18 protein-coding genes are annotated in these 24,149 nt (G+C 63.0%); 3 read left to right on the top strand and 15 right to left on the bottom strand.

From position 1 onward, the window contains the following. Positions 1–63: 63 nt before the first annotated feature. The 6 genes from ACN9M3_RS13960 to ACN9M3_RS13935 form a co-directional block, all read right to left on the bottom strand. Positions 64–2,445: a VPS10 domain-containing protein gene (locus tag ACN9M3_RS13960; protein WP_426323185.1), complete on the bottom strand. Its 2,382-nt coding sequence runs from the start codon at positions 2,443–2,445 to the stop codon at positions 64–66. A 51-nt stretch (positions 2,446–2,496) separates the two neighbouring features. Next, complete coding sequence (locus ACN9M3_RS13955) at positions 2,497–3,684, bottom strand: XylR family transcriptional regulator (RefSeq protein WP_426323183.1); 1,188 nt, start codon at positions 3,682–3,684, stop codon at positions 2,497–2,499. A gap of 318 nt (positions 3,685–4,002) precedes the next feature. Beyond that, positions 4,003–5,211, bottom strand: coding sequence for a helix-turn-helix transcriptional regulator (locus tag ACN9M3_RS13950; protein WP_426323181.1), 1,209 nt, complete (start codon positions 5,209–5,211; stop codon positions 4,003–4,005). 107 nt (positions 5,212–5,318) lie between these two features. Next, a complete protein-coding gene (locus ACN9M3_RS13945) occupies positions 5,319–7,568 on the bottom strand; it encodes a glycoside hydrolase family 3 C-terminal domain-containing protein (protein ID WP_426323179.1) in 2,250 nt (749 codons plus the stop codon). 70 nt (positions 7,569–7,638) lie between these two features. Then, positions 7,639–8,739: an acyltransferase family protein gene (locus ACN9M3_RS13940; protein WP_426323177.1), complete on the bottom strand. Its 1,101-nt coding sequence runs from the start codon at positions 8,737–8,739 to the stop codon at positions 7,639–7,641. Next, complete coding sequence (locus ACN9M3_RS13935) at positions 8,736–10,145, bottom strand: cellulase family glycosylhydrolase (RefSeq protein WP_426323175.1); 1,410 nt, start codon at positions 10,143–10,145, stop codon at positions 8,736–8,738. Before ACN9M3_RS13935 ends, ACN9M3_RS13940 begins: the two co-directional genes overlap by 4 nt. Before the next feature lie 233 nt (positions 10,146–10,378). Between ACN9M3_RS13935 and ACN9M3_RS13930 the strand changes: the two genes are divergently transcribed. Then, positions 10,379–12,511, top strand: coding sequence for a beta-galactosidase (locus ACN9M3_RS13930; protein WP_426323173.1), 2,133 nt, complete (start codon positions 10,379–10,381; stop codon positions 12,509–12,511). Position 12,512: 1 nt separating this feature from the next. Here ACN9M3_RS13930 and ACN9M3_RS13925 read toward each other — a convergent pair whose 3' ends face one another. From ACN9M3_RS13925 to ACN9M3_RS13910, 4 genes are all read right to left on the bottom strand, one after another. Further along, positions 12,513–13,193 carry a DsbA family protein gene (locus tag ACN9M3_RS13925; protein WP_426323171.1) on the bottom strand — a complete coding sequence of 227 codons (681 nt, stop codon included), beginning with the start codon at positions 13,191–13,193 and terminating at the stop codon, positions 12,513–12,515. A gap of 115 nt (positions 13,194–13,308) precedes the next feature. Then, entirely contained in the window at positions 13,309–14,232 is a 924-nt protein-coding gene (locus ACN9M3_RS13920; RefSeq protein WP_426323169.1) for an alpha/beta hydrolase, read from the bottom strand. After that, complete coding sequence (locus ACN9M3_RS13915; RefSeq protein WP_426171559.1) at positions 14,229–14,975, bottom strand: GDSL-type esterase/lipase family protein; 747 nt, start codon at positions 14,973–14,975, stop codon at positions 14,229–14,231. The genes ACN9M3_RS13920 and ACN9M3_RS13915 overlap by 4 nt, the downstream gene beginning before the upstream one ends. 4 nt (positions 14,976–14,979) lie before the next feature. Further along, positions 14,980–16,281, bottom strand: a complete 1,302-nt coding sequence (locus ACN9M3_RS13910; RefSeq protein WP_426323167.1) for a GDSL-type esterase/lipase family protein — start codon at positions 16,279–16,281, stop codon at positions 14,980–14,982. A 231-nt stretch (positions 16,282–16,512) separates the two neighbouring features. Here ACN9M3_RS13910 and ACN9M3_RS13905 point away from each other — a divergent pair, with 231 nt between their 5' ends. Further along, positions 16,513–18,882: a hypothetical protein gene (locus ACN9M3_RS13905; RefSeq protein ID WP_426323165.1), complete on the top strand. Its 2,370-nt coding sequence runs from the start codon at positions 16,513–16,515 to the stop codon at positions 18,880–18,882. A gap of 81 nt (positions 18,883–18,963) precedes the next feature. Here the strand turns inward: ACN9M3_RS13905 and ACN9M3_RS13900 are convergent, their stop codons facing one another. Beyond that, entirely contained in the window at positions 18,964–19,722 is a 759-nt protein-coding gene (locus ACN9M3_RS13900; protein WP_426171554.1) for a substrate-binding periplasmic protein, read from the bottom strand. Between the two features lie 81 nt (positions 19,723–19,803). Next, positions 19,804–20,133 (bottom strand): L-rhamnose mutarotase, encoded by a 330-nt coding sequence (locus ACN9M3_RS13895; RefSeq protein WP_426171552.1) that lies wholly within the window; start codon positions 20,131–20,133, stop codon positions 19,804–19,806. Positions 20,134–20,211: 78 nt separating this feature from the next. Between ACN9M3_RS13895 and ACN9M3_RS13890 the strand changes: the two genes are divergently transcribed. Then, positions 20,212–21,126: an FCD domain-containing protein gene (locus ACN9M3_RS13890; RefSeq protein ID WP_426171551.1), complete on the top strand. Its 915-nt coding sequence runs from the start codon at positions 20,212–20,214 to the stop codon at positions 21,124–21,126. A 12-nt stretch (positions 21,127–21,138) separates the two neighbouring features. On the opposite strand, the gene ACN9M3_RS13885 is transcribed toward ACN9M3_RS13890, so the two are convergent. From ACN9M3_RS13885 to ACN9M3_RS13875, 3 genes are read right to left on the bottom strand one after another with little or no spacing between them, the layout of a single operon-like run. Continuing rightward, the gene (locus tag ACN9M3_RS13885; RefSeq protein ID WP_426323162.1) at positions 21,139–21,903 is read right to left on the bottom strand and encodes an SDR family NAD(P)-dependent oxidoreductase; all 765 of its coding nucleotides are present in this window, start codon (positions 21,901–21,903) and stop codon (positions 21,139–21,141) included. Continuing rightward, on the bottom strand, positions 21,891–23,210 hold the full coding sequence (gene fucP, locus ACN9M3_RS13880) for an L-fucose:H+ symporter permease (protein ID WP_426323152.1): 1,320 nt from the start codon (positions 23,208–23,210) through the stop codon (positions 21,891–21,893). The genes ACN9M3_RS13885 and fucP overlap by 13 nt, the downstream gene beginning before the upstream one ends. A gap of 57 nt (positions 23,211–23,267) precedes the next feature. Next, complete coding sequence (locus ACN9M3_RS13875; protein WP_426323140.1) at positions 23,268–24,134, bottom strand: fumarylacetoacetate hydrolase family protein; 867 nt, start codon at positions 24,132–24,134, stop codon at positions 23,268–23,270. Between the last annotated feature and the right edge of the window lie 15 nt (positions 24,135–24,149).

The raw sequence follows: 24,149 nt of genomic DNA, 5'->3' as shown, positions 1-24,149 counted from the left end.
AGTCGGCGTGCCAGTGTTATTCCGGGCGGGCGGCGGCAGCTGCCAGCCGCCGGCCCGGCTCCTTCAGTTACTGTAGATCAGGCCACGCCCGGTGCCGCTGACGTAGATCCGGCCGTAGATGTTCTGGTCGGCCGCCATCACGCCGATGCCGCCGAACTGGTGCGCGTCATCGTTAAAGCGTTTCCAGCTGGCGCCGCCGTCGTCGGAGCGGTACACGCCCCATACGCCGCCGACCACGCCGACCACGTATACCGCCGCCGAATATCTGGCGCCGCTCGCTGCCTTGCCCAGCGCAACCAGGGTGGCGCCTTGTGCACCCGCTGCGGGCGTGAAGGCCGCCAGCTTGGTCCAGGTGGCCCCGGAATCCAGCGAGTGGTACAGGGCACTGCCGTCCGCCAGCCAGATATCGCCCTCTGCGTTGGGGTTCACCGCCAACGACGTTGCCCCCCAGCTGTTAGGACCAAGCTTGGCATCCACCGAGCCCTGGCTCAGCGTGAAGCTGTGGCCACCGTCGGTCGAGACGTAGACCTTGCCCGCCGTGCCCCAGGTTGCGCCGCCCGAATCGTAGGCATAGACCTTGTTCGGGTTTTTGCGGTCCGCAGCCAGGTGGTAGCCGCGGTTCCAGCCTGGCGCCACATTGGGCAGCGGCGGCAGGTTGGTCGCATTCCAGCTTGCGCCGTTATCCGTGGTGTAGGACGGTACCGAATTGGCCGGTGACACGACCGCCTTGTTGCGCGCGGTGACCGCGACGCTCGCTTCGCTGCTGGTGTTCTGCGCGGCGCCAGCGGGCAGGCTCGCAAACCTGGACCAGGTCTTGCCGCCATCGCCCGACCAGAAGCCGGCAGCCGTGCTGGTCGAATTGACCACGCCGATGCCGGCGATGTACAGCGGATCGGCCCACGCCATGTCGGCCGCGTTGCCGTTGCTCCAGCCCAGGCCAGGATTGAGCGTTGGCGTGGCCGCGAGGTTCGTGTCGACCCAGGTGCCGACGTCGCCTGCACTGTTGATCAGGATGTACGGCGCGCCGGCCGGCGGTGTCGCGAGCGACAGCGTGGCGGTCTCCTCGATTCCGCCAATGACGCCTTGCCAGCTTGGCGTGGACGACGATGCATTCCTGGTCTCGACGATGCCGCCGCCGTGCACGTGCAGGATGTGGTCGCGGTTGGCCGGGTCGATCTCGACGTCGTCGACCCAGCCCGATGCGACTTCGCCCGGCATGGTCGCTTCGATTTCGCGCCAGTTCTTGCCCGCGTCGTCCGACAGCTGGACGATCTGCTGGCCGTTCCAGTTGCCCCAGGAGTTGGTCACGCCCAGTGCGATGCGGGTCGTGGCGCCGCTGCCCTGGACGGACACGCCGCCCAGGCCGAAGTTGGTGCCGGTTTGCGGATCGACGCTCTTGAGCAGGGTCCAGTTGGAGCCGTCGAATTTGTACAGGCGCCCGGGACCGCCCGCGCCCGGGCCCGTATCCTTGGTGAACACCACGTAGAACATGCCGTCATCGGCGCGCACCATGTGCGGGATGTGGTAGCCGGATACCGGCGTTGCCACCGGCGTCCACGTCGCGCCGCCATTGATGGATTTGTACATGTTCGAACCCAGGCCCGCCACGCTGGCATAGTCCGGAGCGATGGCGGTGTAGATGGTCTGGGTCGCCGTGCCGGTGCCCTTGGTCCCGGTATCGTAGACCACCAGTTCAACGCCCATTCCGCCGCCGGCTGCGCTGATCTGGTCGGCGGTCATTTTGACCGGCGACAGCGAGGTGACCTGCGCCCATGTCTTGCCGGAATCGACACTCGTCCACAGGCCGGCCGTGCGCGAGCCGAAGAACAGCGTGGACGGCTTGTTCGGATCAACCATCAGGCGTTCGCCCATGGCCCGGCCGGGATTGTTGCCGCCCAGCGGGAATGGCAGGTCGACATGGGTCCAGGTGGCGCCGCGGTCGCTGGAGATGTACAGGCGGCCGTTGCCTTCAAACGTGTACATGCCGGTGGCCATGTAGACCAGCTGGTCGTTGTTCGGATCGAGGGCGATGCTTTCAATGCCATGGAAGCGGCTCTCGGTCGCGCCGAAGCCCAGGCCGTCGGTGATCGGGGTCCAGGACGACGTAGCCTGGTTCCAGCGGTAGGCGCCGCCGATGTCTGTCCTGGCGTACAGCAGGTTGGCAGTCGTCGGGTGGAAGACCAGGCCGGTGACGTAGCCGCCACCGCCGAACTTGACGCTCGACCAGGTGGTTGCGCCAGTGGCCGGCGCTTCCGGCGGATTCACCGGAGGATCTGCCGGCGGGTTCACTGGTGGATTCACCGGCGGGTTCGCCGGCGGCTGCTGTGCCGGTGCCGTGGTTTGCGGCGCGGACGCGGGCGCCGTCCCTGCCGATCCGCCGCCGCCACACGCGGCCAGCAGGCTAGCTGCAATTGCAGTCAATGCAAAGATATTCTTCTGTTTCATGTCTATCTCAAAAAATGGACTTCCTGAAAAAAGGGCCCGAAGGCCCTTGGCTTACTGCGGCTCCACCGCGAGCGCCCTGTCGCGGTAAGCCCTCGGCGTACAGCCAAGTTCGCGCTTGAACACCAGATGCATGTACTGGGTCGACGTGAAGCCGCACTCCAGCGCCACATCGGCAATACTGCGTTCGCCGCATTCCAGCCCGGCCTTGGCGGCATCGAGCTTGAACTGCAGGATCACGTCATGCACGCTGCAGCCCAGCTCCTGCCGGAAATAGGCTTCCAGCGAGGAACGCGAGACGCCGACATACTCGGCCACCTGGTGCGTCTTGATGCCCTGGCAGGCGTATTGGCGGATGAAATGCCGCGCCCGGGCGACATGGGGGTGCCGCACCGCCTGGTGCTGGCTGGATGCGAACACATTGATTCCGGCCGGCGGCATCAGGATGCGGGTATTGGACAGGCGCACGCCATGCAGCATCTGGTCCAGCAGGTGGGCGGCCGTGCGCCCCATTTCCTGCGCGCCCTGGATCACGGAACTGAGCGGGATGCGGGTCAACATGCGCACCAGCGGGTCGTTGTCGATGCCGATGATGGCCACCTGCTCCGGCACCGCAATGCCGGCGATGACGCAGGCCTGCAGCAGCTGGCGCGCACGCGCGTCCGTCACGGCAATGATGCCGACCGGCTTCGGCAGGCTGCGCAGCCAGGCGATCTGCCCCTCCACCGACTCGTCCCACGCCGAGGCGCTGGTCTCGCAGCCGCGGAAGATTTCGGGCTCCATGCTATCGGCTTGCATCAGGCTGCGGAACGCAGTCTCGCGCTCCTGGGCCCAGCGGTTTTCCCTGGCCTTGGGCAGGCTGAACAACGCAAAACGGTGCAGGCCGACGTCGATCAGGTGGTCGCGCGCCAATTTGATCAGCTTGAAGTTATCGGTCGCCACGTAGGGAATGCCGCGCGGGTACTCCGCCTCGTCGGCGTAGGAGCCGCCGACCGCCACCACCGGCACGTTGCAGCGCGACAGTGCGGCCGCCACTGCCGGATCGTCGAAGTCGGCAATAATGCCATCGCCCTGCCAATTCTCAATGCCGGCCAGGCGCAGGCGGAAATCTTCTTCCAGAAATAAATCCCAGGCCGCCCGCGTGCTGCCAAGATATGCGGCGACCCCGGAAATAACCTCGCGGTCAAAACTCTTGTTAGCGTTGAATAACAGGGCAATACGGTGCGCTTTTGAAGTATTCATAAACCGGCTCACCAGGCAGTATTCAAAATGCCAGCCGGCGTTTCGAAATCGAACCGAATTGCACGCGCCTGCAGCATTGCGCTGCAGGCAATAATGCCAAACATGGTTTTCATCATTTTGTCTCCGTCTTGCCGGGGTGGCGCGATACGCCCCCTGGTCTGGGTCACTTCAAAATTTGCCGCAGCGCAGTGGCTAGCGGAAGCTAAGCTACCATGGGCACTAGGATAGGGAGAGAGCGCTACCGCACGGTAGCGCGAGGCGGGAAATTTCTAGCAAAATGCAGAAATTGCGATTAGTTCTGCTGGGAGTGCAAGTGGATCAGCCGGCTTCGCTACCGGAAATCTCGGCCGGGACCGGCTCGGCGGGGGAATCCTGCTGGGTCGCGAGGGAACGGAAGGATTTGGGCGTGCAGCCGTATTCTTCCTTGAACAGCTTATTAAAATAGGAAACGTTTGAATATCCCACCGAATAGGCAATTTCAGCGATGGCGGCGCCGCTTTTCTCCGCCAATAACCTTGCCGCCTCCGTCAGCCGCAGTTTATTCAGGTAACTCGTAAATGTCATGCCGAGCTCTGTTTTTAAAACTTCGTTGACCTTGTTTCGATTGGTTCCGGTGGCAGAAACCACCGATTCCAGGTCGATTTCAGTATCGGTGTAATTGGTGGCGATATAACGCAGCACCGTTGCCTTTTCCTTATCTTTATATGGCTCCAGGGTTAATTGGCGATAAGCGACCAGGGGCAGGTCTTTTTTCATCCTCGAATTCAGGCTGGCGGTCAGCGCTCGCGCGTGGGCGCGGAAGAAGGCCCAGGCAAATGCCACCCAGCTCGCCAGCAGGAGCAGCACCAGCGCCGCGATGTAGCGATAGTCGCGGCCATTGAGCATCAGTTCGCTGACCTCCAGGTAGGAGTCGAGATTCAGCGGGCTTTGGCTGCTGGACCCGAACACGAACTTCGAAACCTTGCTCAGGTCGTAACCCTGGTGCGACAGGTCCAGCTTGACCTGGTAGAACCACCAATCGGGGATGGCCAGCCTGGTCAGGTCCAGCGAGACCGGGACGCCGCGTTCATTGCACGAAAAATAAGTGACGGGAGAGCGGTAAGTCAGGTAATCCCCGACCTTGGAAATCTTGGGATCGAAGGTCGAAATGCCGAACACCATGGAATTCGCCGGCTTGCACTTGGCAAGAAAAGTGACGTCGGAGTACTTGGACCAGTCGACCAGGGCCGGCCGGCTTTTCGCATCGTGCATCGCCATGCCGGCGGAAGCGAAGGGGTATTTGCCGACTTCGGTCAGCTTGAACTCGACGCGCAATTGCTCGCGCTGGCGGTCGGGAATACGAACGGTCGACGTGCCGCCAATTTCCACATCCGAATTCGTTATGTAGTGCCAGCCTGCCCCGGGCCTGGACGTTGCCAGCAGCGGGACCGACAAGTAGCTCTTGTAGATCATGAAAATGGCCAGCAATGCGTCCGCAATGACCAGGCCGATCAGCGCCAGAAGCGCTTTTTTGAAAAACTGTTGCATTGTCTAAGGATGGTTGAACTGTCTCTCTGCAACACCTCTTGCCGGGCTTGCTCGTTGCATCATAACAGTTCAACCAGTGAAAGGGGGGCACGTTCGCCCCGCCCGCCCTAGCGTGCCGGTTGCAGTGGCTTGCCGTTCACATCATAGGCGGCAGCCTCCAGGTGCACGACCGTGCTGAGCGCCTTGTTGTCGTCCGCCTCGGCCGCGTCGGCCGCCAGGATCAGCTTGTAGTCGCCCTTGGCGACTTTCCAGGTCTTGCTGGCCGAGTCGTACATGGCCAGCAGGCGCGGATCGACCGTGACCGAAGCCCTGGCTTCGGCGCCCGGCTGCAGGTCGACCTTCTGGAAACCGGCCAGGCGCTTGGGCGCTTCCCACTTTGCCTTCAGCGGCGCGACATAGACCTGGGCCACTTCCTTGCCGGCGCGCCGGCCGGTGTTCTTCACCGTGAACGAGGCTTGCAGCACGCCGCCCTTCACGCCGGCGGACAGGCCGGAAAAGCCGAACTCGGTGTAGGAGAGGCCGTGGCCGAACGGGAACAGCGGTTTCAGGCCTTTCTGGTCGAACCATTTGTAGCCGACTGCTGCGCCTTCGCGGTAGCTGACCTCGAAACGCCTGTTCTCCACTTCCGGATAGCCGTCCAGCGCAGGACGCGGCAACTGCGCCTCCGAAGCCGGGAAAGTAGCCGGCAGGTGGCCGGAAGGATTGGCTTCACCGAACAGCACGCTGGCAATCGCTTCGCCGCCGCTGGTGCCGGGATACCAGGCTTCCAGCACCGCCGGCACCTTCGGCAGCCACGGCATGGTCACCGGACCGCCGGTCTCCAGCACCACCACGGTTTTCGGGTTGGCCGCGGCCACCGCAGCAATCAGTTCATCCTGCTTGTTCGGCAGCGACAGGTTCGGCACGTCGAAGGCTTCGCCGGTCCACTGGGTGGCGAACAGCAGCACCACGTCGCTTTCCTGCGCCAGCCTGGCGGCTGCGGCCTTGTCGGCGCCGTCGTTGAAGGAAACGGTCGCCGACGGCAGGCGTTTCTGGATCGCCTTCAGAGGCGAGGACGGGTAGACCATGACCGGGCCCGGCCAGGTCTTCGGTTCCATGCCCGGCACCGCATTGCCGCCGGCCGGGTACACCAGCGACGAGCCGCCGCCCGCCAGCACGCCTTTGTCGGCATAGCCGCCGATCACCGCTACGCGCTTGACGGATTTATCCAGCGGCAGCACCGCCCCGCTGTTTTTCAGCAGTACCATGCCCTCCTGCGAGTCCTTGAGCGACACCGCGGCATGGGCATTGAAGTCGATCTTGTCCGGTTCAGCCTTCACCGGGTGGTCCACCACGCCGTGCTCGAACATGGCGTGCAGCACGCGGCGCGCCATGTCGTCCAGGCGGGCTTGCGGCACCCAGCCGTTCATCACGGCTTCTTTCAGCGGCGGGCCAAAATAGTCGGCCAGGTCGAACGGCATGCCGGATTGCTGGTCCAGGCCCGCATTGGCGGCCGGGATCGTGCTGTGGGTCGCGCCCCAGTCCGACATCACCCAGCCCTTGAAGCCCCAGTCCTTTTTCAGCACTTCGGTCAGCAGGTAGGTGTTTTCGCAGGCATACACACCGTTGACGCGGTTGTAGGAGCACATGACGGCGCCGGGATTGCCCTCCTCCTTGGCGATCTGCAGGGCCAGCAGGTCCGACATGCGGGCCGACTGGTCGTCGATCTTCACGTCCAGCGTGGTGCGGCCGGTTTCCTGGTCGTTCAGGGCGAAGTGCTTCAGGGTGGAAACCACGCGCTGCGACTGGATGCCCTTGATCTGGGCGCCGACCATCTTGCCGGCCAGGAGCGGATCTTCGCCGCCATACTCGAAATTGCGGCCGTTGCGCGGGTCGCGCATCAGGTTCACACCGCCGGCCAGCAATACGTTGAAGCCGTAGCCGCGCGCCTCGGCCCCGATCATGGCGCCGCCGGCGTAGGCGGTCTGCACATCCCAGGTGGCGGCAGTATTCAGGCCAGACGGCAGCGCGGTACCCGGACGCGCGTGCGGGCCGGCCTGGCTCGCCACGCCGATGCCGGCATCGGTCTCCCACAGGTTGGGAATGCCCAGGCGCGGCACGCCGTACACGAAGCCGGCCGATTGCACGTGGGATTCCTCGGGGCGCTTGTACTTCTTGTGCTCCATGTCCGCGCCCATGTAACCGAAGACCAGCTTCAGTTTTTCATCCAGCGTCATTTCCTTCACAGCCAGGCTGGCGCGTTCCGCCGCGCCCAGCTGCGTATTCATCCAGGGTTTGCCATCAGGCGCGGCCAGCGCGGTCCCGCAGCACATTGCCACTGCGGCGGACAGGAGACTGATCGTTTTCTTCAATTTCATCGCTTCCTCGAAAAAAGGGGCGGCTTTGGCCGCCCCGAAAACTACCGGAAAAGGTAGAGGAGACTACAGGTTACAGCATCGGCTGAACGCTCGCCTGGCCTTGGCCTGCCGGACGTTCAAACAAGGTTCGCGACAGCCAGGCGCGCAGCGGCCTGTCGTACCAGCGCGATAGCGCCAGTGCAAACAGGGTCACGCCGCAGTAGATCGCAACGATGGCTATCGACAGCTCGGTCCTGGACGGGTGCGTCGACCAGTTCCAGTGCGCAAAAACATAAATAAACGGGTAATGCACAATGTAGACAGGGTAGGACAGCTCGCCCACCAGGCGCGTCACCATCCCGGCACGGCCTTCCGGTTGACGCGAGCCGGCGCCGGCCGCCAGCACCAGGGGAAAGACCACGATCACGGCCAGCGCCTCAAACAGCCAGTTGGCCGCGCCGAAGCCGGGCGCCGCAAACACCAGCAACAGCAGCAGCGACAATGCAATGAACGGGCTTGGCAGCGCCATGCGCAGCCGCATGCGGTAGACCAGCAAGCCAAGCAGGAAGGAGCAAGCCAGGCGCACCGGCGCCACCCAGAAGTGGTCCCAGCCCCAGCCAAAGCCCAGGTTCCCGAATTTTTTCGCGGTCCACAGCAGTGCCCCCGCACTGGCCACGCACAGGACAATGTGCAGGCGGCGCCCCAGGCGTGCCGCAAACAGCCCGAACAGGATATTCGCGATGTACTCCTGGAACAGGGTCCAAGACGGGCCGTTGACCGGGTGCGTCTCGCCGAAATAATTGGGCAGGGTCGCCGCTGGCAACAGCAGCAGGCCAAGCAAAAACGTCAGCGCCAGGCGGCCCGGCGACAGCGCCACGCCCACCTGTTGGGCATCGCCGACGAACGGGTCCAGCAGGTAGCCAAGCAGGCCCACCGCCATCGCCACCACCACCATCGGATGCAGCCGGACCAGGCGCCGCGCAAAGAATTGCGCCGGCGCCAGGCCGCGGCCATCGTAGGCATGGCCCAACACGAAACCGGACAACGCGAAGAAGAAGTCCACTGCAAGATGCGTATGCCGCATCGGATTCCGCTCCAGGCTTGGCACCAGCATCTCCAGGATGTGGAAGGCGAACACGCTGAAAGCAGCGGTACCGCGCAAGCCGTCCAGTACGTGGTAGTGCGATTTCATCTTGCGGCGTTCACAATGGTGCTGATCACGTCAGGAAAGGCTTGCGCACCGGTGCTGCGGTTGAAAAGGCCCATCTGATGGTTGTCGGCGTAGCCGTTATCCCAGTACATCGGCACGATGCCGCGCGTAAAGGATGCACGGGTAATGTACTGGTCCCACAGCTTGCGGTAAGTTCCGGCCGGATCGTATTCGGTGCGCAGGATGGCGGCATACTCGCCCATCAGCACCGGCACGCCCTTGTCGATAAAGCCGGTTTTCATCTTCTGGAACTGGCCATCGGTGTAGGATTCGTTGGCCCATCCCGACGGGTTGGCGGCCTGGCCCCACTTCCACGAAGAGCTGTTGGCGTCCAGCGTGAAGTCGTACGGATCGTAGTAATGGATCTCCATCATCATGCGGTTGGCCACCCAGTCGCTTGGCATGGTCGCATTGCAGCTGATGGAGTTATCGATGTTGGTGTTGAATGCCTGCACCACGAGGTGGCGGTTGCTGTTGTTGCCGCCGGTAGCCCGCACTGCGGAAATGAAGGCCTGGTTGAAACCCTTCTGCACGTCGCAGTATTCGGTAGTCGGAGGGTTGTAGTTACCGTCAACCATGACTTCATTGGTGCCGGCGAACAGCAGGGTGTCGTCGTGGTTTTTGAAGTTGTTGGCGATCTGGGTCCAGAACTTGGTCAGCCGCGCATTGGCCACGCCTTGCTGGGCATAGGTCGGCTGCATCCAGCCGCCGTCCCAGTGGATATTGATCATGGTGACCAGCCCCGCGTTATGGGCATAGTTGACCACTTCCGTCACGCGTTCCATCCATTGCGGGCTGATGTTGTCGTTGGCGTCGGCATACTGTTTCCACGCAACCGGAATACGCACGCTCTTGAAACCTGCCGCCTTGATGCTGTTGAACAGGGCCTGGCTGGCCTTCGGGTTGCCCCATGCCGTTTCGTTGAAATTGGTGCTGCCCCAGACGTAGGAACCGGTCGCTTCCAGCGAGTTGCCCAGGTTCCATCCCGGCGCCATCTGCCCCGACATCTGCATGCTCGTCATATTGCGCATCACGCCTACGCGCACCGCGTGCGCCGTACCCGAGTTGAAGCTGCCGCCGCCTGCGCTGAACTTGACCCAGTACCAATAGACCGTCCCCGGGCTTGCACTGCTGTCGGTGTAGCTGGTTGCGGTCTTGCCCAGCACCGCCAGCCGGCTGCGCCCATTCGGATCGCTGTCGGTGTCGCGATACACCTGCAGGCCGCTCACGCTGCCGCTGACAGTCCAGCTCAAACGCACGTCGCTACCGGTACCGCTGGCGCTCAGGCAGACGGTGGCGCCGCCGCCGCTGCCGCAATTCTGCGCCTGCGCAAACGGCGCCGCACACAGCGCCAATGACAGAACGGTCTTGATCAACACAGGCTTCATTGTTCTACCTTTCCTTGAAGGTGCCCGCACGGCGTCTCCTCCGTGGGTGGGCGGTTGGGAGTGTTGGCAACCAGCTTTCTTATAGGACGCATTGTGGAAGCTGCAACCCGGCGCCGCAATTGCAAAAACCGCCAATGCGGAATATGAAATTGCACAGCCTCCATGCAAGCCATTGCCCGCACAGCCAGTCGCTATGCACAATGGGGCACTGTCAAAAAACCAAGGAATAATCGATGCTGAAACGCACCCTGCTCGCGAGCGCACTATCCTGCGCCCTCGCTGCTGCCACCGGCGCCATGGCGGCCGACAGAGCGCCCGCCACGGCCGTTCCGCCACTGCAGACCATCCTGTACGGCGCCGCCTACTACCATGAATACATGCCTTCGGAGCGCCTGGAAAAGGACGTGCAAATGATGAAGGCCGCGGGCTTCAACGTGGTGCGCCTGGGTGAATCGACCTGGAGCCTGTGGGAGCCCGAGGATGGCCGCTTCGAATACGCCTGGATGGACCGCGTGGTCGACGCCATGGGCAAGGCCGGCATCAAGGTCATCATGGGCACGCCCACCTACTCCATTCCAGCCTGGATGGCCAGGCAGAACCCCGAAATCCTGGCCCGCAAGTTCAATGGCGCACAGAATATGTACGGCATGCGCCAGAACATGAACACCGATTCGGCCGCCTACCGCTTCTACGCGGAGCGCCTGATCCGCAAGATCGTCAGCCGCTACAAGGACAACCCGAACGTCATCGGTTGGCAAGTCGACAACGAGACCGGCAGCTATGGCGCGGCCAATGAGGATGTCTTTGTACGCTTCCAGCACCACCTTGAGAAGAAATTCGGCACGCCGGAGAACCTGAGCAAAGCCTGGTTCCTGAACTACTGGGGCCAGGACCTGCATTCCTGGACCGACTTGCCGCGCCCGGACGGCGCCCAGAGCACGGGCTACAAGCTGGAATGGTCGCGCTGGGGCCAGATGCGCGTAACCAACTTCCTGCACTGGCAAGCCAGGCTGGTGCGCGAGAACGCTTCGCCGCGCCAGTTCGTCACGCACGATTTTGCCGGCTCGATGCACGCCGACGTCAACGAGGAAGCCGTGTCGGCCGCCCTCGACATGCCGGCCGTGAACATCTATCACTGGGGCCAGCGCGAGTACTATAATGGCGCCGAGCAGACCTTGCAGGCTGATTTCACCCGCTCGCTCAAGCGCAACAACTTCCTGGTCACGGAAACCAATGCCCAGTCGACCGACTGGAGCTCCTCATTCCAGTACCCGCCGTATGACGGACAGTTCCGTGAAGACGTCTACACCCACCTGTCCAACGGCTCCAACATGGTCGAATACTGGCACTGGTCCTCGATCCATGCCAACCAGGAGACCTACTGGAAAGGGGTGCTCTCGCATGACCTCGAACCCAACCGCGCCTACGCCGAAATCAGCCACACGGGACGCGAGCTGCAGAAGATCGGCCCGCGCCTGGTGAACCTGAAGCTGCAGAACGACGTTGCCATCCTTTGGAGCCGCGACTCGCTGAATGCGCTGAACGACATGCCGTTCGCGAAGAATTCGCAATGGGGCGGCGACGGCAGCAAGGCTGATTACGGCAGCCTGGTAAGGCAGATGCACCGCGCACTGTACGACATGAACGTCGGCACCGATTTCGTCTTCCCTGAAGTGCAGGACTTCTCGCAATACAAGCTGCTGATCGTCCCGGCCCTGTACGTGGCCGACGATGCGCTGCTGAAGCGCATTTCGGAGTACATCCGCAAAGGCGGCCATGTGGTGATGACTTTCAAGAGCGGTTTCACCAACGAGAATACGGCGGTGCGCTGGACCATGGCGCCCGGGCCGCTGCGCGAAGCGCTGGGTTTCCACTACCAGGAGTTCTCCAATCTCGCGCAACCGCTGACGCTGAAAGGCGATCCATACAATGCCGGCGGCGACAACAAGGTGCAGTACTGGGCCGAGTTCCTGCAACTTGATACCGCCAAAGCCCTGGCCTACTACGACCACCACTTCTTCGGCCGCTGGCCGGCCATCACGCAGAACCAGTACGGCGCCGGCAAGGTGACCTATGAAGGCACCTACCTGTCTGACAAGCTGCAGAAGGCAGTGCTGCAGGCGGCGGTGCGGGAGGCCGGCCTGGCCGGTCCCGACCAGCAGTTGCCGCCGCAGGTCCACACGCGCAAGGGCGTCAACGATTTCGGCCGCAACGTGCGCTACTACTTCAATTATTCCGCAGCGCCGGTCAACTTCAAGTACCAGTACAAGCCCGGCGCCGACCTGCTGACGTCGCGCCAGGTGAAGGCGGACGACACACTGTATCTCGGTCCATGGGACCTGGCGATCGTGGAAGAAGGCCGCTGACCTAGCGGGCCCGGGCCGGGGACGGCGCGGCCAGCAGCCGTGCAATCCCGCTCACCAGCTCCGCCCCGTCCCCATACAGTGCCGCCCCGCTCACGATGTATTCGCCCTCCCCGCCTTGCAGCAGCAAGACAGGCACGCCGTTCACGCCCGCACGACGCATCAGGTCCCGTGTTGCATTGATGCGGGCCGTGGCCTGTAGCGCCAGTTCGGCGTCATGCTCAAGGCGGCCGGCAAGTTCGATGGCGTCGAGACCTGCGACCTGGCGGGCGCATTCCGCCGCCACAACCATGGCGTTCGAAGTGTCCAGGCCGTCAACGTAGCGCGCCCACTGCAAACGGCGCAGCACCAAGGGTTCAAGCAGCGGGTCAAGCGCATGGATTGCCGTCAGGGCGCGGTTCATTGCGCCGGAGTCGAAGCGCGTGCCCGGGCCTTGCAGGATGTTGCGCTGGTAGGCGGCGCTGAACGGTTGGCCGGTCATGGCCTCGATGCGCTGGTCGTTGCTCCAGGCATGGTGCGCCCATTCCGGCGTCATGACGCGTGCGCCCGCATCGGAAAACAGGCCGCTGGGCATCAGCTCCAGCAGGTCCGGATACGCTTCGGACAGGGCTTCCAACGCAAGCGCGCTGGCATAGCACCAGCCGCAGAGCGGATCAAATATGTATTTCAACCTGGCAGATTGCATTGCGGTGCTTCCTTGAAGATGGAGCACCGATTCTATTCGCGCAAGGCGCGCGGATATATGAACTTCTGGTACACAGTCTGTTGCACAGGGCGGGCGAATCGCCCGGTCCCAGCTGCTAACGGAAAAGCAGTTTGGAAAAGTGGGCCAGGTTCTCTGCCCAGCTTTCCCTCACGTGCGCAAACTCGTCCACATGCCAGACGTGCCTGACCCCGTGCTGCCGCAGGTAGCGGTGCAAGCCCTGCGAGGTCCCGATCAGGCCGTCCTTCTTGCCGCACGAGAGGTAGAGCAGTTGAAGGCGGCGCGCCACCGCGGCGGGATCGGGCAGCAATTCAGTGCCGGCCCGCGTGTTCGGCGCCGAAGAAAAACCGCCAACCCAGGCGAACGTATCGAGATGGCCAAGGCCGAAATTCAGGGCCTGGCCACCGCCCATCGACAGTCCGGCAATTGCGCGCTTGCCGCGTTCCGCCATGGTCGGATAGGCGCCATCGATGGCAGGAATCAAGGATTCAAGCAGGTCGCGCTCGAACTGCGCAAAGCCGGCGAGATGCTCCGGCGTGAAGGTTTTCTCCGCAGGCGGCACGCGGTCATCCGCCAGCGCACGGCCATTCGGCATCACCACGATCATCGGCACCACGGCACCATCGGCCAGCAGGTTGTCGAGGATGACATTGGCGCGCACGTACCCACGCCATTCGTCCTGGTTGCCGCCGATCCCGTGCAACAGATAGTGCACGGGGTAACGCTGTTTCCCGGAATAACCGGGCGGCAGGTAGACGCGCGCCTTGCGCCGCGTGCCAGTCACCGCCGACGCGTAGCTGAACTCCACGACGTCCCCGCGCGCAATGCCTGAGCGCTCGTCATCGAATCCAGCTGGCGGGGCCGGGAAAGCGGCAACGTCGTCCGTCGCCAGTGCGATGCCTGGCTTGGCTGTACCGCGCAGTTCCGGATCGTCGGAGGCCTGCGCTGCATGCAGCGTGCGCACCGCCGCCTCGCCTGCCAGGGCGCCCACTGCGGAGGCAAGGAAGAACCGGCGCTTCATGGGCGCGCCGCCTTCCCAAGCAAGCGTTCGATATCGGGGCGGATCGCATCGGCCAGGATGCCGTAGCCCTTCTCGGAAAAATGCAACAGGTCCGGCTGCAGTTCCCTCGACAAGACGCCATCGGCATCCATGAATCGCGATCCGTAATCATGGAAGAAGATCGTCTTGCCATCGTCCATTGTCCTGATTTTCTGGTTCAGCGCCAGGATGCGGCGGCGTTCGTCCGAATCCGGTGCACCTTCCGGCAGCACGGCGTTGAGCAGGATACGCGCCGCCGGGTACTGCGCGCGCAGCCTTGCCACGACAAGCAGGATGCCGCTGAACACGTCGTCGGCGCGCTCCTTGCAAAGGTTGATGTTGTTCACGCCGATCATCAGGACCACCAGCTTGGGCTTGATGCCGGCGATTGCAGGCTCCTGCAAGCGCCACAGCACATTGCCGGTGTGGTCACCACCGATGCCGAAGTTGGCGGCTTTCAGGCTGCCGAAATTGCGTTCCCACAGCGGCTTGGGCCACATCTCCGTCAATGAATCGCCAAGGAACATCACGTCGATGTCGCCCTTCGCCGCCCGCACCACCTGCTCGGCATGCATCTGGCGCCAGCGCTCAACAGACATCCAGGGATACTCGACCGCGCGCGGCGCCGCCGTGGTGGCGCATGCGGCCGCGAAGGCGGCTTGCGAAGCGCTGGCGCACAACACAAGCGCCCCGGCGAAGCATGCCATCGTCTTTGATTTGTTCACGTGCCTACTCCGTTAGCAGTTTTTGCAGGATCGGTTCCATGCTGCGCGCCCATATTTCGTATCCCTTCTCCTCTGGATGCAACAGGTCCGGCATCACCTCGCGCGACAGCGTGCCGTCGGGATTCAGGAAGGATGCATTGAGGTTGGCAAAGAATACGTGGCGTCCATCGGCAAATCCGGCGATACGGGTGTTCACTTTGTCGTTCAGCCGCCGCAGGAACGCAGCCGGTTGCTCTTCGCGCGGGAACACCGCAAGCAGAAGTACCTTCGACTCAGGCAAACGCTTGCGCAAATCATCGATGATGGCTTTGATGCCGGCCGCAGTCGCCTCGGGCTCGTCATTGCGGTCGCCGGTGTTATTGGTGCCGATCATCAGCACCGCCACCTTCGGCGCCAGTCCATCGACCTCCCCGTGCTGCAAGCGCCATAGCACATTCTCCGTGTGGTCGCCGCCGAAGCCGAGGGCCACCGCATCGTAGTTCGCATAGTAGCGCTGCCACACCCGCTTGCCGGCCTTTTCCCAGCCTTCCGTGATCGAGTCGCCGATGAAGACCACTTGCGGATTCTTCCCGGCCTCTTTCAGTTTGTGGTTTTCTTCGAGTTTCAACTGGTGACGCGGCAGCCAGTGGGGCAAGGCCCAGGCATGGGACAGCGGCTCCGGTGTCACAGCCTGCGTTCGGTAATCCGGGCAGGCCGCATTCGGCTCGCCTCCCTTGACGAATTTGACGTTGGCCACGGCGACCTGGCCGCTGCCGTTCGCCTCCAGCGCAAACGGAACCGGCACCTTGCCAAAGTCATCGTTGGCCCGCGCAAAGCAGGCCAGCGAGAACGACAGATGCTGCCAGCCCTTGCCCTGCATGCTGCGCGCCGCCGCTACGAAAGGCAGCTTGCGGTAGCACTCCTGGCCGCAGCGCATGCTGAAATAGATGCCGCCCTGGTCCAGGTCCAGCACGTTGAGGTCGAATTCCAGCGTACCGCCTGCTGCGTAGGCCCGCAAATCCAGCGCCGACGCGCCATCGAACCGCAGGCCTGCAAACCAGGCGTCCTTCCATAGCAAGGTGAGTGCCTGGGGCACGCCTGCCACTTCGCCTGAGTGCGCCCCCACCGAACCGCCGGGCACCTGCGAATTCGCTGGCTTGGGAATCGTGACGGCATCACCTTGCAGTACCTGCCCGGGCCCCTCGAACCCCGCGATGGTGACACGCCAGGACGGCAAGGTGCTGGCGCCGTGGAGGATAAGTTCGCGCTCAGCGGCAAGCGTCGCCCCGGATGCCGCGGCCAGGGTGAGGCCTGCGAATAGGTGCATGAAATTCCTCATCACCTGATTTTGCAGCCGTGGTACAGGCCGGGCAATTACGAAATCCGCCAGGCTGGTGAACGAAATTCAGTAGGCCAGGTCCGCTGTTTTCTTCGTCCCACGTCACCAGGACCCCTTTCGAATAGGCGGAAATATAACGGCGTTTAGCAAATTTCATAATTGCCACATGGAAACATATCAGGCAAGATGCCGACCTTTAGAATTGCGCAGGACAACGAAATGAACAAGCCAAGCAATCCCGCCCTCCTCGGCATCATCATGCTGCCGCTTGCCCTGGCAGCATGCGGTGGTGGGAGGGGTGTGCCAGGCAATCCGGCCAATGATGCGGCAGTGCCATCCAACGCGGTCACGGTAACACCGCCCAACGGAAATCCCGCCACGCCGTCCACCGGGAATACCGCCCCGCCCACAGCGGATACGACGGCGCCGCCCACTGACGGCAATACCGCTCCGCCAGCCTCCGGCGGCACAACCACGCCATCCTCGCCCAATACCGGCGCCTATGCCTGGTCGACGGCGCTGTTCGGCGCCGGCGGCTACATTACCGGCATCGTCTATCATCCGTCAGTCCAGGGACTGGCCTACATCCGCACCGACGTTGGCGGCGTATATCGGCGCGACCCAGGCAGTTCGACATGGATCCCGCTCAATGACGACCTGAATCGCGACGACAACCAGCTAAATGGCGGCGAATCGATCGCCCTCGATCCGAACAACCCGCAACAACTCTATGTGGCCGCCGGCATGTACCTGCCGTCGTGGGGCAGAAATGCCGCCATCCTGCGCTCCAGCGACCGCGGCGCCACATGGTCGCGCACCGAACTGCCGATCCGCCTGGGCGGCAACTCCGACGGCCGTGGCACCGGCGAACGGCTGCAGGTGGACCCGAACAAAGGCTCGATCCTGTTCCTCGGCACCAACCAGGATGGCCTGTACAAATCGACAGATTCCGGCGTGACCTGGTCGCAGGTCCCCGGCTTCCCGACCACTGCCGGCACCACTTTCGTCCTGTTCGACAAGGCCAGCGGCAGCAACGGCATCGCCAGCAAGACCCTGTACGTCGGCGTCGCAGCGACCAGCGGCGAGACGCTGTACCGCTCGACCGACGGCGGCACGACCTGGGCGCCGGTACCTGGCGGCCCGGCCGGCCTGATGCCGGTGCAAGGCGCCTTGGATGGCAGCGGTCGCCTGGTGCTGACCTACGCCAATGGCCTGGGCCCGAACGGCATCACTGCCGGTGCCGTCTACAAATTGACGACGGCGAACAATACCTGGGCCAATATCACGCCTGCTGCGCCGACCGCTTCCTGGCAGTTCGGCTATGGCGGCCTGGCGCTCGATGTCCGCAATCCCAATACCATCGTGGTCTCGACCATCGACCGCTGGTCTACCGGCGATGACCTGTACAAGTCCACCGACGGCGGCGCCACCTGGACCGGGCTTAACGCCATCAGCACGCACGCGGCGCCCGGATATCCCTGGATGACGGCGTATTACGGCGGCTCGCTGGCGGGCAAGATGGGACACTGGATCAGCGACGTCGACATCGACCCGTTCAACTCCAACAACATCATGTACAACACCGGCTACGGCCTGTGGGAGAGCAACAACCTGGGCAGCGCAAGCGTGGCATGGGGCTTCAATGTCAACGGCATCGAAGAAAGCGGCCTGTATTCTCCGCTGGTTTCCCCGAGCAGCGGCGCGCACCTGTTCACCGCGCTTGGCGACATGGCCGGGGCTCGCTACGACACCAACTTCAACGGCATCAGCGGCTACTACAGCAGCCCGAATAACTCCAATTACAGCGTCGATGTAGCGGACCTCAACACCAATGTGGTGGCGCGCACAACCGCCAACAACCGTGCGCTCATGCTCTCATCGGATAATGGCGTTACCTGGCGCCAGGCGGCCAGCGTCGCCGGTTACGATGCCGGCCGCGTTGCGGTATCGGCTGCCGGCAGCGCCCTGCTATGGGTTCCGGGTGGGCTTTCGGCCCTCTATTCGACCGATGGCGGTGCAAGCTGGAACGGCTCGACCGGCTATCCGGTAACGGGCGCGGTCGATTCCGGCAGCTTCTTCAATCCGGTTGCCGACAAGGTCGCCAACGGCTACTTCTATACCTATGACTTCTCCAAGGGAACCATCCTGGAGAGCGCCAACAATGGCAAGGACTTCACGGCCATTTTCCAGGGCCTGGACATCCTGCCGTCGTATTCCTCCCAGCACCAGTTGGCCTCCGTCCCGGGCAGCGTGCGCCGAGACCTGTGGCTGGCGACGCCGAACGGCCTGTGGCACATCAATGGTGCGAGCGCCGCGCCGGCGAAGATCGCCAACGTGCAGGCGGCGTACGGTGTAGGTTTCGGCAAGGCTGCAGCCGGCAAGACTTATCCAGCCGTCTACATCTCCGCCAAAATCAACAATGTGTACGGCATTTACCAGTCGCTCGACGGCGGCGCCACGTGGGCCAGGATCAACGACGACAAGCACCAGTGGGGCGGCGTCAACTATGTAACCGGCGATATGCGCATCTTCGGCCGGGTCTACATCGGCGCCAACCGCGGCGGCGTGATCGTCGGCGACCTGCAATAGCAACGGGCTCGCGCCCTTGAGGTACCATGCGACCGGCTTGATATACAGCGCAACGCGCATCAAGGATATCCGGGCCAGGGGTTATTTGACCAAGTCCTGCAGGTACCGGTCGTAGGTTCCGTCTTTTTTCATTTCGGCCAGGCCGGCGTTGAACCTGGCGGCAAGCGTGGCCGAGCCGGCCAGGCGACGGGGAAAGCGCAGGTGCCCTTCGGTCACGCGCAACGGCCGCTGTTCGGTGACGAACAGCTCCCTGGTACCGGGCGGGAAGGCCTCCGGGTTTGCAAGCAGCATCCATCCCGACACTTCTTCCATCGGAAAGGCATCGATCCGCCCGGCCAGCACCTTCTTGAAATTCAGTTCGTCGTGCGACGCCACTTCGACATTGATTTTCCCTGACCTCGCCATTTTCCAGAACTCACTGGTATAGGTGTAACCCAGCGTGGCACCGAACTTCCGGCCGCGCAGGTCGGCCAGCGTTCGCCATTTGGGAAGCGGCCGCTCCTTCAGGCGAAACAGAAGCTCGCGATGGTTGGAAATTGGATCGCTGACCAGGAAATCGGCTTCCGGCCCGAGCCCGGTAAACCAGAACGAGCTGGCGGCATAGCGTCCCAGCCTTGTTTCGGCTTCGACGCGCTTCCAGGGCAGGTAGACGAAATTGACCTGGATGCCCTCGCGCGCAAACGCTTCGGCCACGACGCGATTGACGAAGCCTCCATGCTTCTCTTTTTCAGAGGTCCAGGGCGGAAACTCACCAGTGGCAATGGTGATCGCTTCTGCCTGAGCCCATCCGGACGAGAAAAGGCAACCGGCAAGAAAAATGCCCAGTGCCGCCAGACGCATGTCCCCTCCCGTATCGCTATTCGTGCCAATCCCATAATTATAGGCAGTTGGCAGGAAGCGGGACGCATCCCCTGCAAGCGCTCAATCCATGTGGAATACGGGACGCATCATCGCCCAGTGTTCGCCATCGGCGCGGCTGGCAAGCGGCTCCTGGCAAGGCCCGCAGAACGTCCACCAGCGCCGGGTTTCGGGGTCGGCCGCGATAGTGCGCATATCCGCCTCAAAGTCAGTGCCGTGGTACTCCCAGTAGCCGAACAGCAGGTTCTCCGGCTCCCGCAGGAAAATTGTGTAATTGCGCACATTGGCGGCAGATAGCTTCGCCAGCACGGCCGGCCACACAGCGGCATGCAAGGCCCTGTACTCATCGATCTTCCCGGCTTTGATCCCGATTACCATGCCCATGCGTTCCATTGTCCATCCCCAACTCTTTTGAAAAACCCAGTGTATCGTATATATTCAATACCTTCAATGAGCAGGTAAAATAGCTTCATGGCCAAACTTCCAATCACTACCCGGCGCAGCATCAACCTCCTGCTGGACCACGTTTCCAGGAACCTGAAGGTCGGCGACGCCCTGCCCACTGAAATGCGCATGACAGAAATCGTCGAGAGCAGCCGCACCGTAGTGCGCAGCGCCCTGGCTTATTTCGCGGAGCATGGGTTGATCGCCGGCATGAAGGAACGGCACCTGTTGCGCAAGCCAAAGGCTGCCGACTACTTCGACGTGGCGGAATTGCACAGCGCCACCGAGCAACTGCAGCAAATCCTGATGGAGCGCATTTACGAGCGCGACCTGCCGCCTGGTGCCGAGTTCACCGAGGTCGAGTTGTCGCGCGCAGCCGGCGTCAGCACGATCGCCGTGCGCGAGTTCCTGATCGGTTTTTCACGCAATGGCCTGATCGAAAAAACCCCGCGCGGCAGCTGGCGCCTATGCGCCTTCGACACCAAGTACGCCGAAGAACTGGGCGAAGTGCGCGAAATGTTCGAGCTGAAGGCCATTGAACGCATTGCCGCCCTGCCGCCGGGCGATCCGGCATTCGGCCGCCTGAAAGAGCTGCTGGCGCGTCACGAAGCCCTGGGCAAGGGATCAGCCGAGAGCCACGCTGAATTCCCCGCGCTCGACCGCGAGTTCCATACCTTCCTGATCAGCCTCCTGGACAACCGCTTCGCGGAAGGCCTGAACGAAGCGGTGTCAATGGTGTACCACTACCACTACCAGTGGGACAAGCGCGACGAGCTGCCGCGCAACCAGTACGCAGTGCAGGAGCACCTGGCCATCCTGCGGCCGCTGGTCAAAGGCGACGTAACGGCGGCGCTGGCGGCCATGCGCACCCACCTGCACTCTTCCCGCTCCACCATGCTCAACGCCCTGCACTACCGGGAAAACATGGCGCAGCAGGATTGAGCGCGCGGCGCGTCAGGCGTTCAGCTTGATGAAACCGCCGTCGATCGGATAGTCGCTGCCGGTGATGAACAAGGCTTGCTCGCTGCACAGGTACAAGGCAAGGGCCGCCACCTCGTCGGGACGCGCCATGCGCCCGATCGGCTGGGTTTGCGACAGCCGTTCGAACATTTCCGCTTCCCTGCCAGGATAATTCTTCGCCAGGAAACCGTCGACGAAGGGCGTATGCACACGCCCCGGCGAAATCGAGTTGCAACGGATGCCGTCCTGCAGGTAGTCCTTGGCCACCGACAGCGTCATTGCCATCAGCGCGCCCTTGGCTGCCGAATAGGCAAACCGCTCCGGCACCGCCACCCAGGCCGCTACCGACGCCATGTTGAGGATCACGCCGCCGCCGTTTTCCTTCAGCAGCGGGATGGCGGCATGCAGGCAGTTGTAGGCGCCCTTCACGTTGACGCTCATCACCCGGTCGAAGTCTTCCTCGGCGGTGTTGTCGGCCTTGCCCACGTGCGCGATGCCGGCATTGTTGACCAGGATGCCAAGCGGGCCGATCGCGCCCAGGCAGGCATGCACGTCGGCCTGGCGCGTCACATCGCAGGCGTGCGCCGTAGCCCGGCCGCCCTCTTCCTGGATTTCGCGCGCCACCTGCGCGCAGGCGGCTTCGCTGATATCAAGGAGGTGAACTTCCGCGCCGCGCTGCGCGAACAGCATGGCAATGGCTTTGCCGATCCCGCTGCCGCCGCCAGTGATGACTGCCTTCTTGCCGGTCAATTCAAACATGCTTCTACACTCCCTGTGGATGTGATGGTGGCTGCCGCGCGTGCTTCCTTCAGTTCGGCACGTGCAAACCAGGCGATCACCATGAAGCACAGCAACGGTGCGGCATAGCCGTATTGCAGGTTTTGCGTGGCGTCGCTGATGAAGCCGAACAGCAGCGGCAGTACCGCGCCGCCGACGATGGCCATGATAATCAGGCTGCTGCCCATTTCGGTGTCGGCGCCGGCATTACGGATGCCGAGTGAGAAAATGGTGGGGAACATGATGGACATGAAGAACGCAATGCCGATCACCGCGCCCAGGCTCGCCAGGCCGCCGGAGACCATAGCCACGACCGACAGCGCCATGCTGGCCAGCGCATAGGCCAGCAGCAGGCGCGCCGGTGTGAAGAACCGCATCAGCCAGGTGCCGGCGAAGCGGCCGACCACGAAGGCCGCGCCGCAACCCCAGCCCAGGTAGTCTGCCGCCTGGACCTGGGTAATGCCGGCCGACTTCACCGCGTACAGGATGAAGAAGCTGAATACGCAGACCTGGGCGCCGACATAAAAGAACTGGGCAAGCACGGCGCGCCGGATCGATGGCCGCTGCAAGGCTCGCAGGATGGCGCCGTTGCCGGGCGCCCCCTGCGCGCGCTCGCCGGCGCCGGCGCCGGCGGCCGGCAGTTTGAGGAAATAGAACACCAGCGCGATCGCCATGATGACCAGCGCGATGCAGATGTAGGGTGCCTTGACGCTGGCCGCTTCCGCCGCCAGCGCAGCCTGGCGCGCGCTGTCGGACATGGCTTGCAGTTGCTCTTCGCTGCTGCCGCCGGCCAGGATGACACGGGCGCCGACAATCGGCGCCAGCGTGGCGGCCAGGCCATTGAACGATTGCGCCAGGTTGAGACGCTGCGTAGCTTTTTCAGCTGGTCCGAGCAGCGTGATATAGGGATTGGCGGCCGTTTCCAGGACAGTCAGGCCGCAAGCGATGATAAACAGCGCGCCGAGGAAGAAGGCATAGCGCTGCGTCTGGGCGGCAGGCACGAACAGCAGCGCGCCGAACGCAAACAGGCCCAGGCCGCACAGCATGGCATTCTTGTAGCCGGCCTTGCGGATCAGCAGGCCGGCCGGCAGCGCCATCACGAAGTAGGCAATGAACACCGCCGAATCGACCAGCGCCGACTGCAGCACGGTCAGGCTGAATGCCTTCCTCAGGTGGGGAATCAGTATCGGGTCGAGATTATGGACGAAGCCCCACATGAAAAACAGCGTGGTGATCATCGCAAAGGCAAACCTGCAGGATTGCCCGCCAGCTTGTTCGGTCGGTGCCATGGTGTCTCCATGTGCGGCGCTTTGCGCGCCTTGGTATTTTATCGGTCCAGCAGCCGTTCAACCGTCGATCAGGGCAGGATCCCAGGCATGCACGGTCTGGTCCTGCCTGCCCAGGCCTCCAATGCCCAGCGCCATGCGGTCGCCCGGCTTCAGGTAGACCGGTTCCGGCTTTTGCCCCAGCCCGACGCCAGGCGGGGTGCCAGTGCTGATCACGTCGCCCGGATTGAGCGTCATGAAGCGGCTGATGTAGTTGACCAGGTGCGCTACCGTGAACACCATGGTGCGCGTATTGCCTGCCTGGTAGCGCTTGCCGTTCACGTCCAGCCACATGTCGAGATTTTGCGGATCGGGCACTTCGTCGGCGGTGACGAGCCAGGGGCCGACCGGGCCGAAGGTGTCGCAGCCCTTGCCCTTGTCCCATTGGCCGCCGCGTTCGAGCTGGTATTCGCGCTCGGACAGGTCGTTGACCACGCAATAGCCGGCCACGTGATCGAGCGCGTTGTCGATGTCGACATAGCGTGCCCGGGTGCCGATCACCACGCCCAGCTCTACTTCCCAGTCGCTCTTGACCGAGTCGCGCGGCAGTACGACCGGGTCGTTGCAGCCAATGATCGAACTGGTCGCCTTGGCAAACAGCACAGGTTCGGACGGCACCGCCATCCCCGATTCCGCGGCGTGGTCGGAGTAGTTCAGGCCCACGCAAATCAGCTTGCCGATGTCGGCCACGACAGGCGCGAAACGCACCGGCTGCTCTACGCGCGGCAGCTGCGCCGGGTCAACGGAAGCCAGGCGGTCCAGCCACGCCTTGCCGAGATGGGCCGAAGTCAGGTCCGGCAGCAGGCCGGACAAATCGCGTACTACGCCCTGTGCATCGAGCAGGCCGGGTTTTTCCTGGCCCTTGGGGCCGAAACGTAACAGCTTCATTTCATTCCTTCACAC

The organism is Pseudoduganella sp. R-43 (assembly GCF_049913255.1).
Taxonomy (GTDB): Bacteria; Pseudomonadota; Gammaproteobacteria; order Burkholderiales; family Burkholderiaceae_D; genus Rugamonas.
The sequence above is the reverse complement of the archived record's forward strand: the minus strand, read 5'-3'. Positions and strand labels throughout refer to the sequence as shown.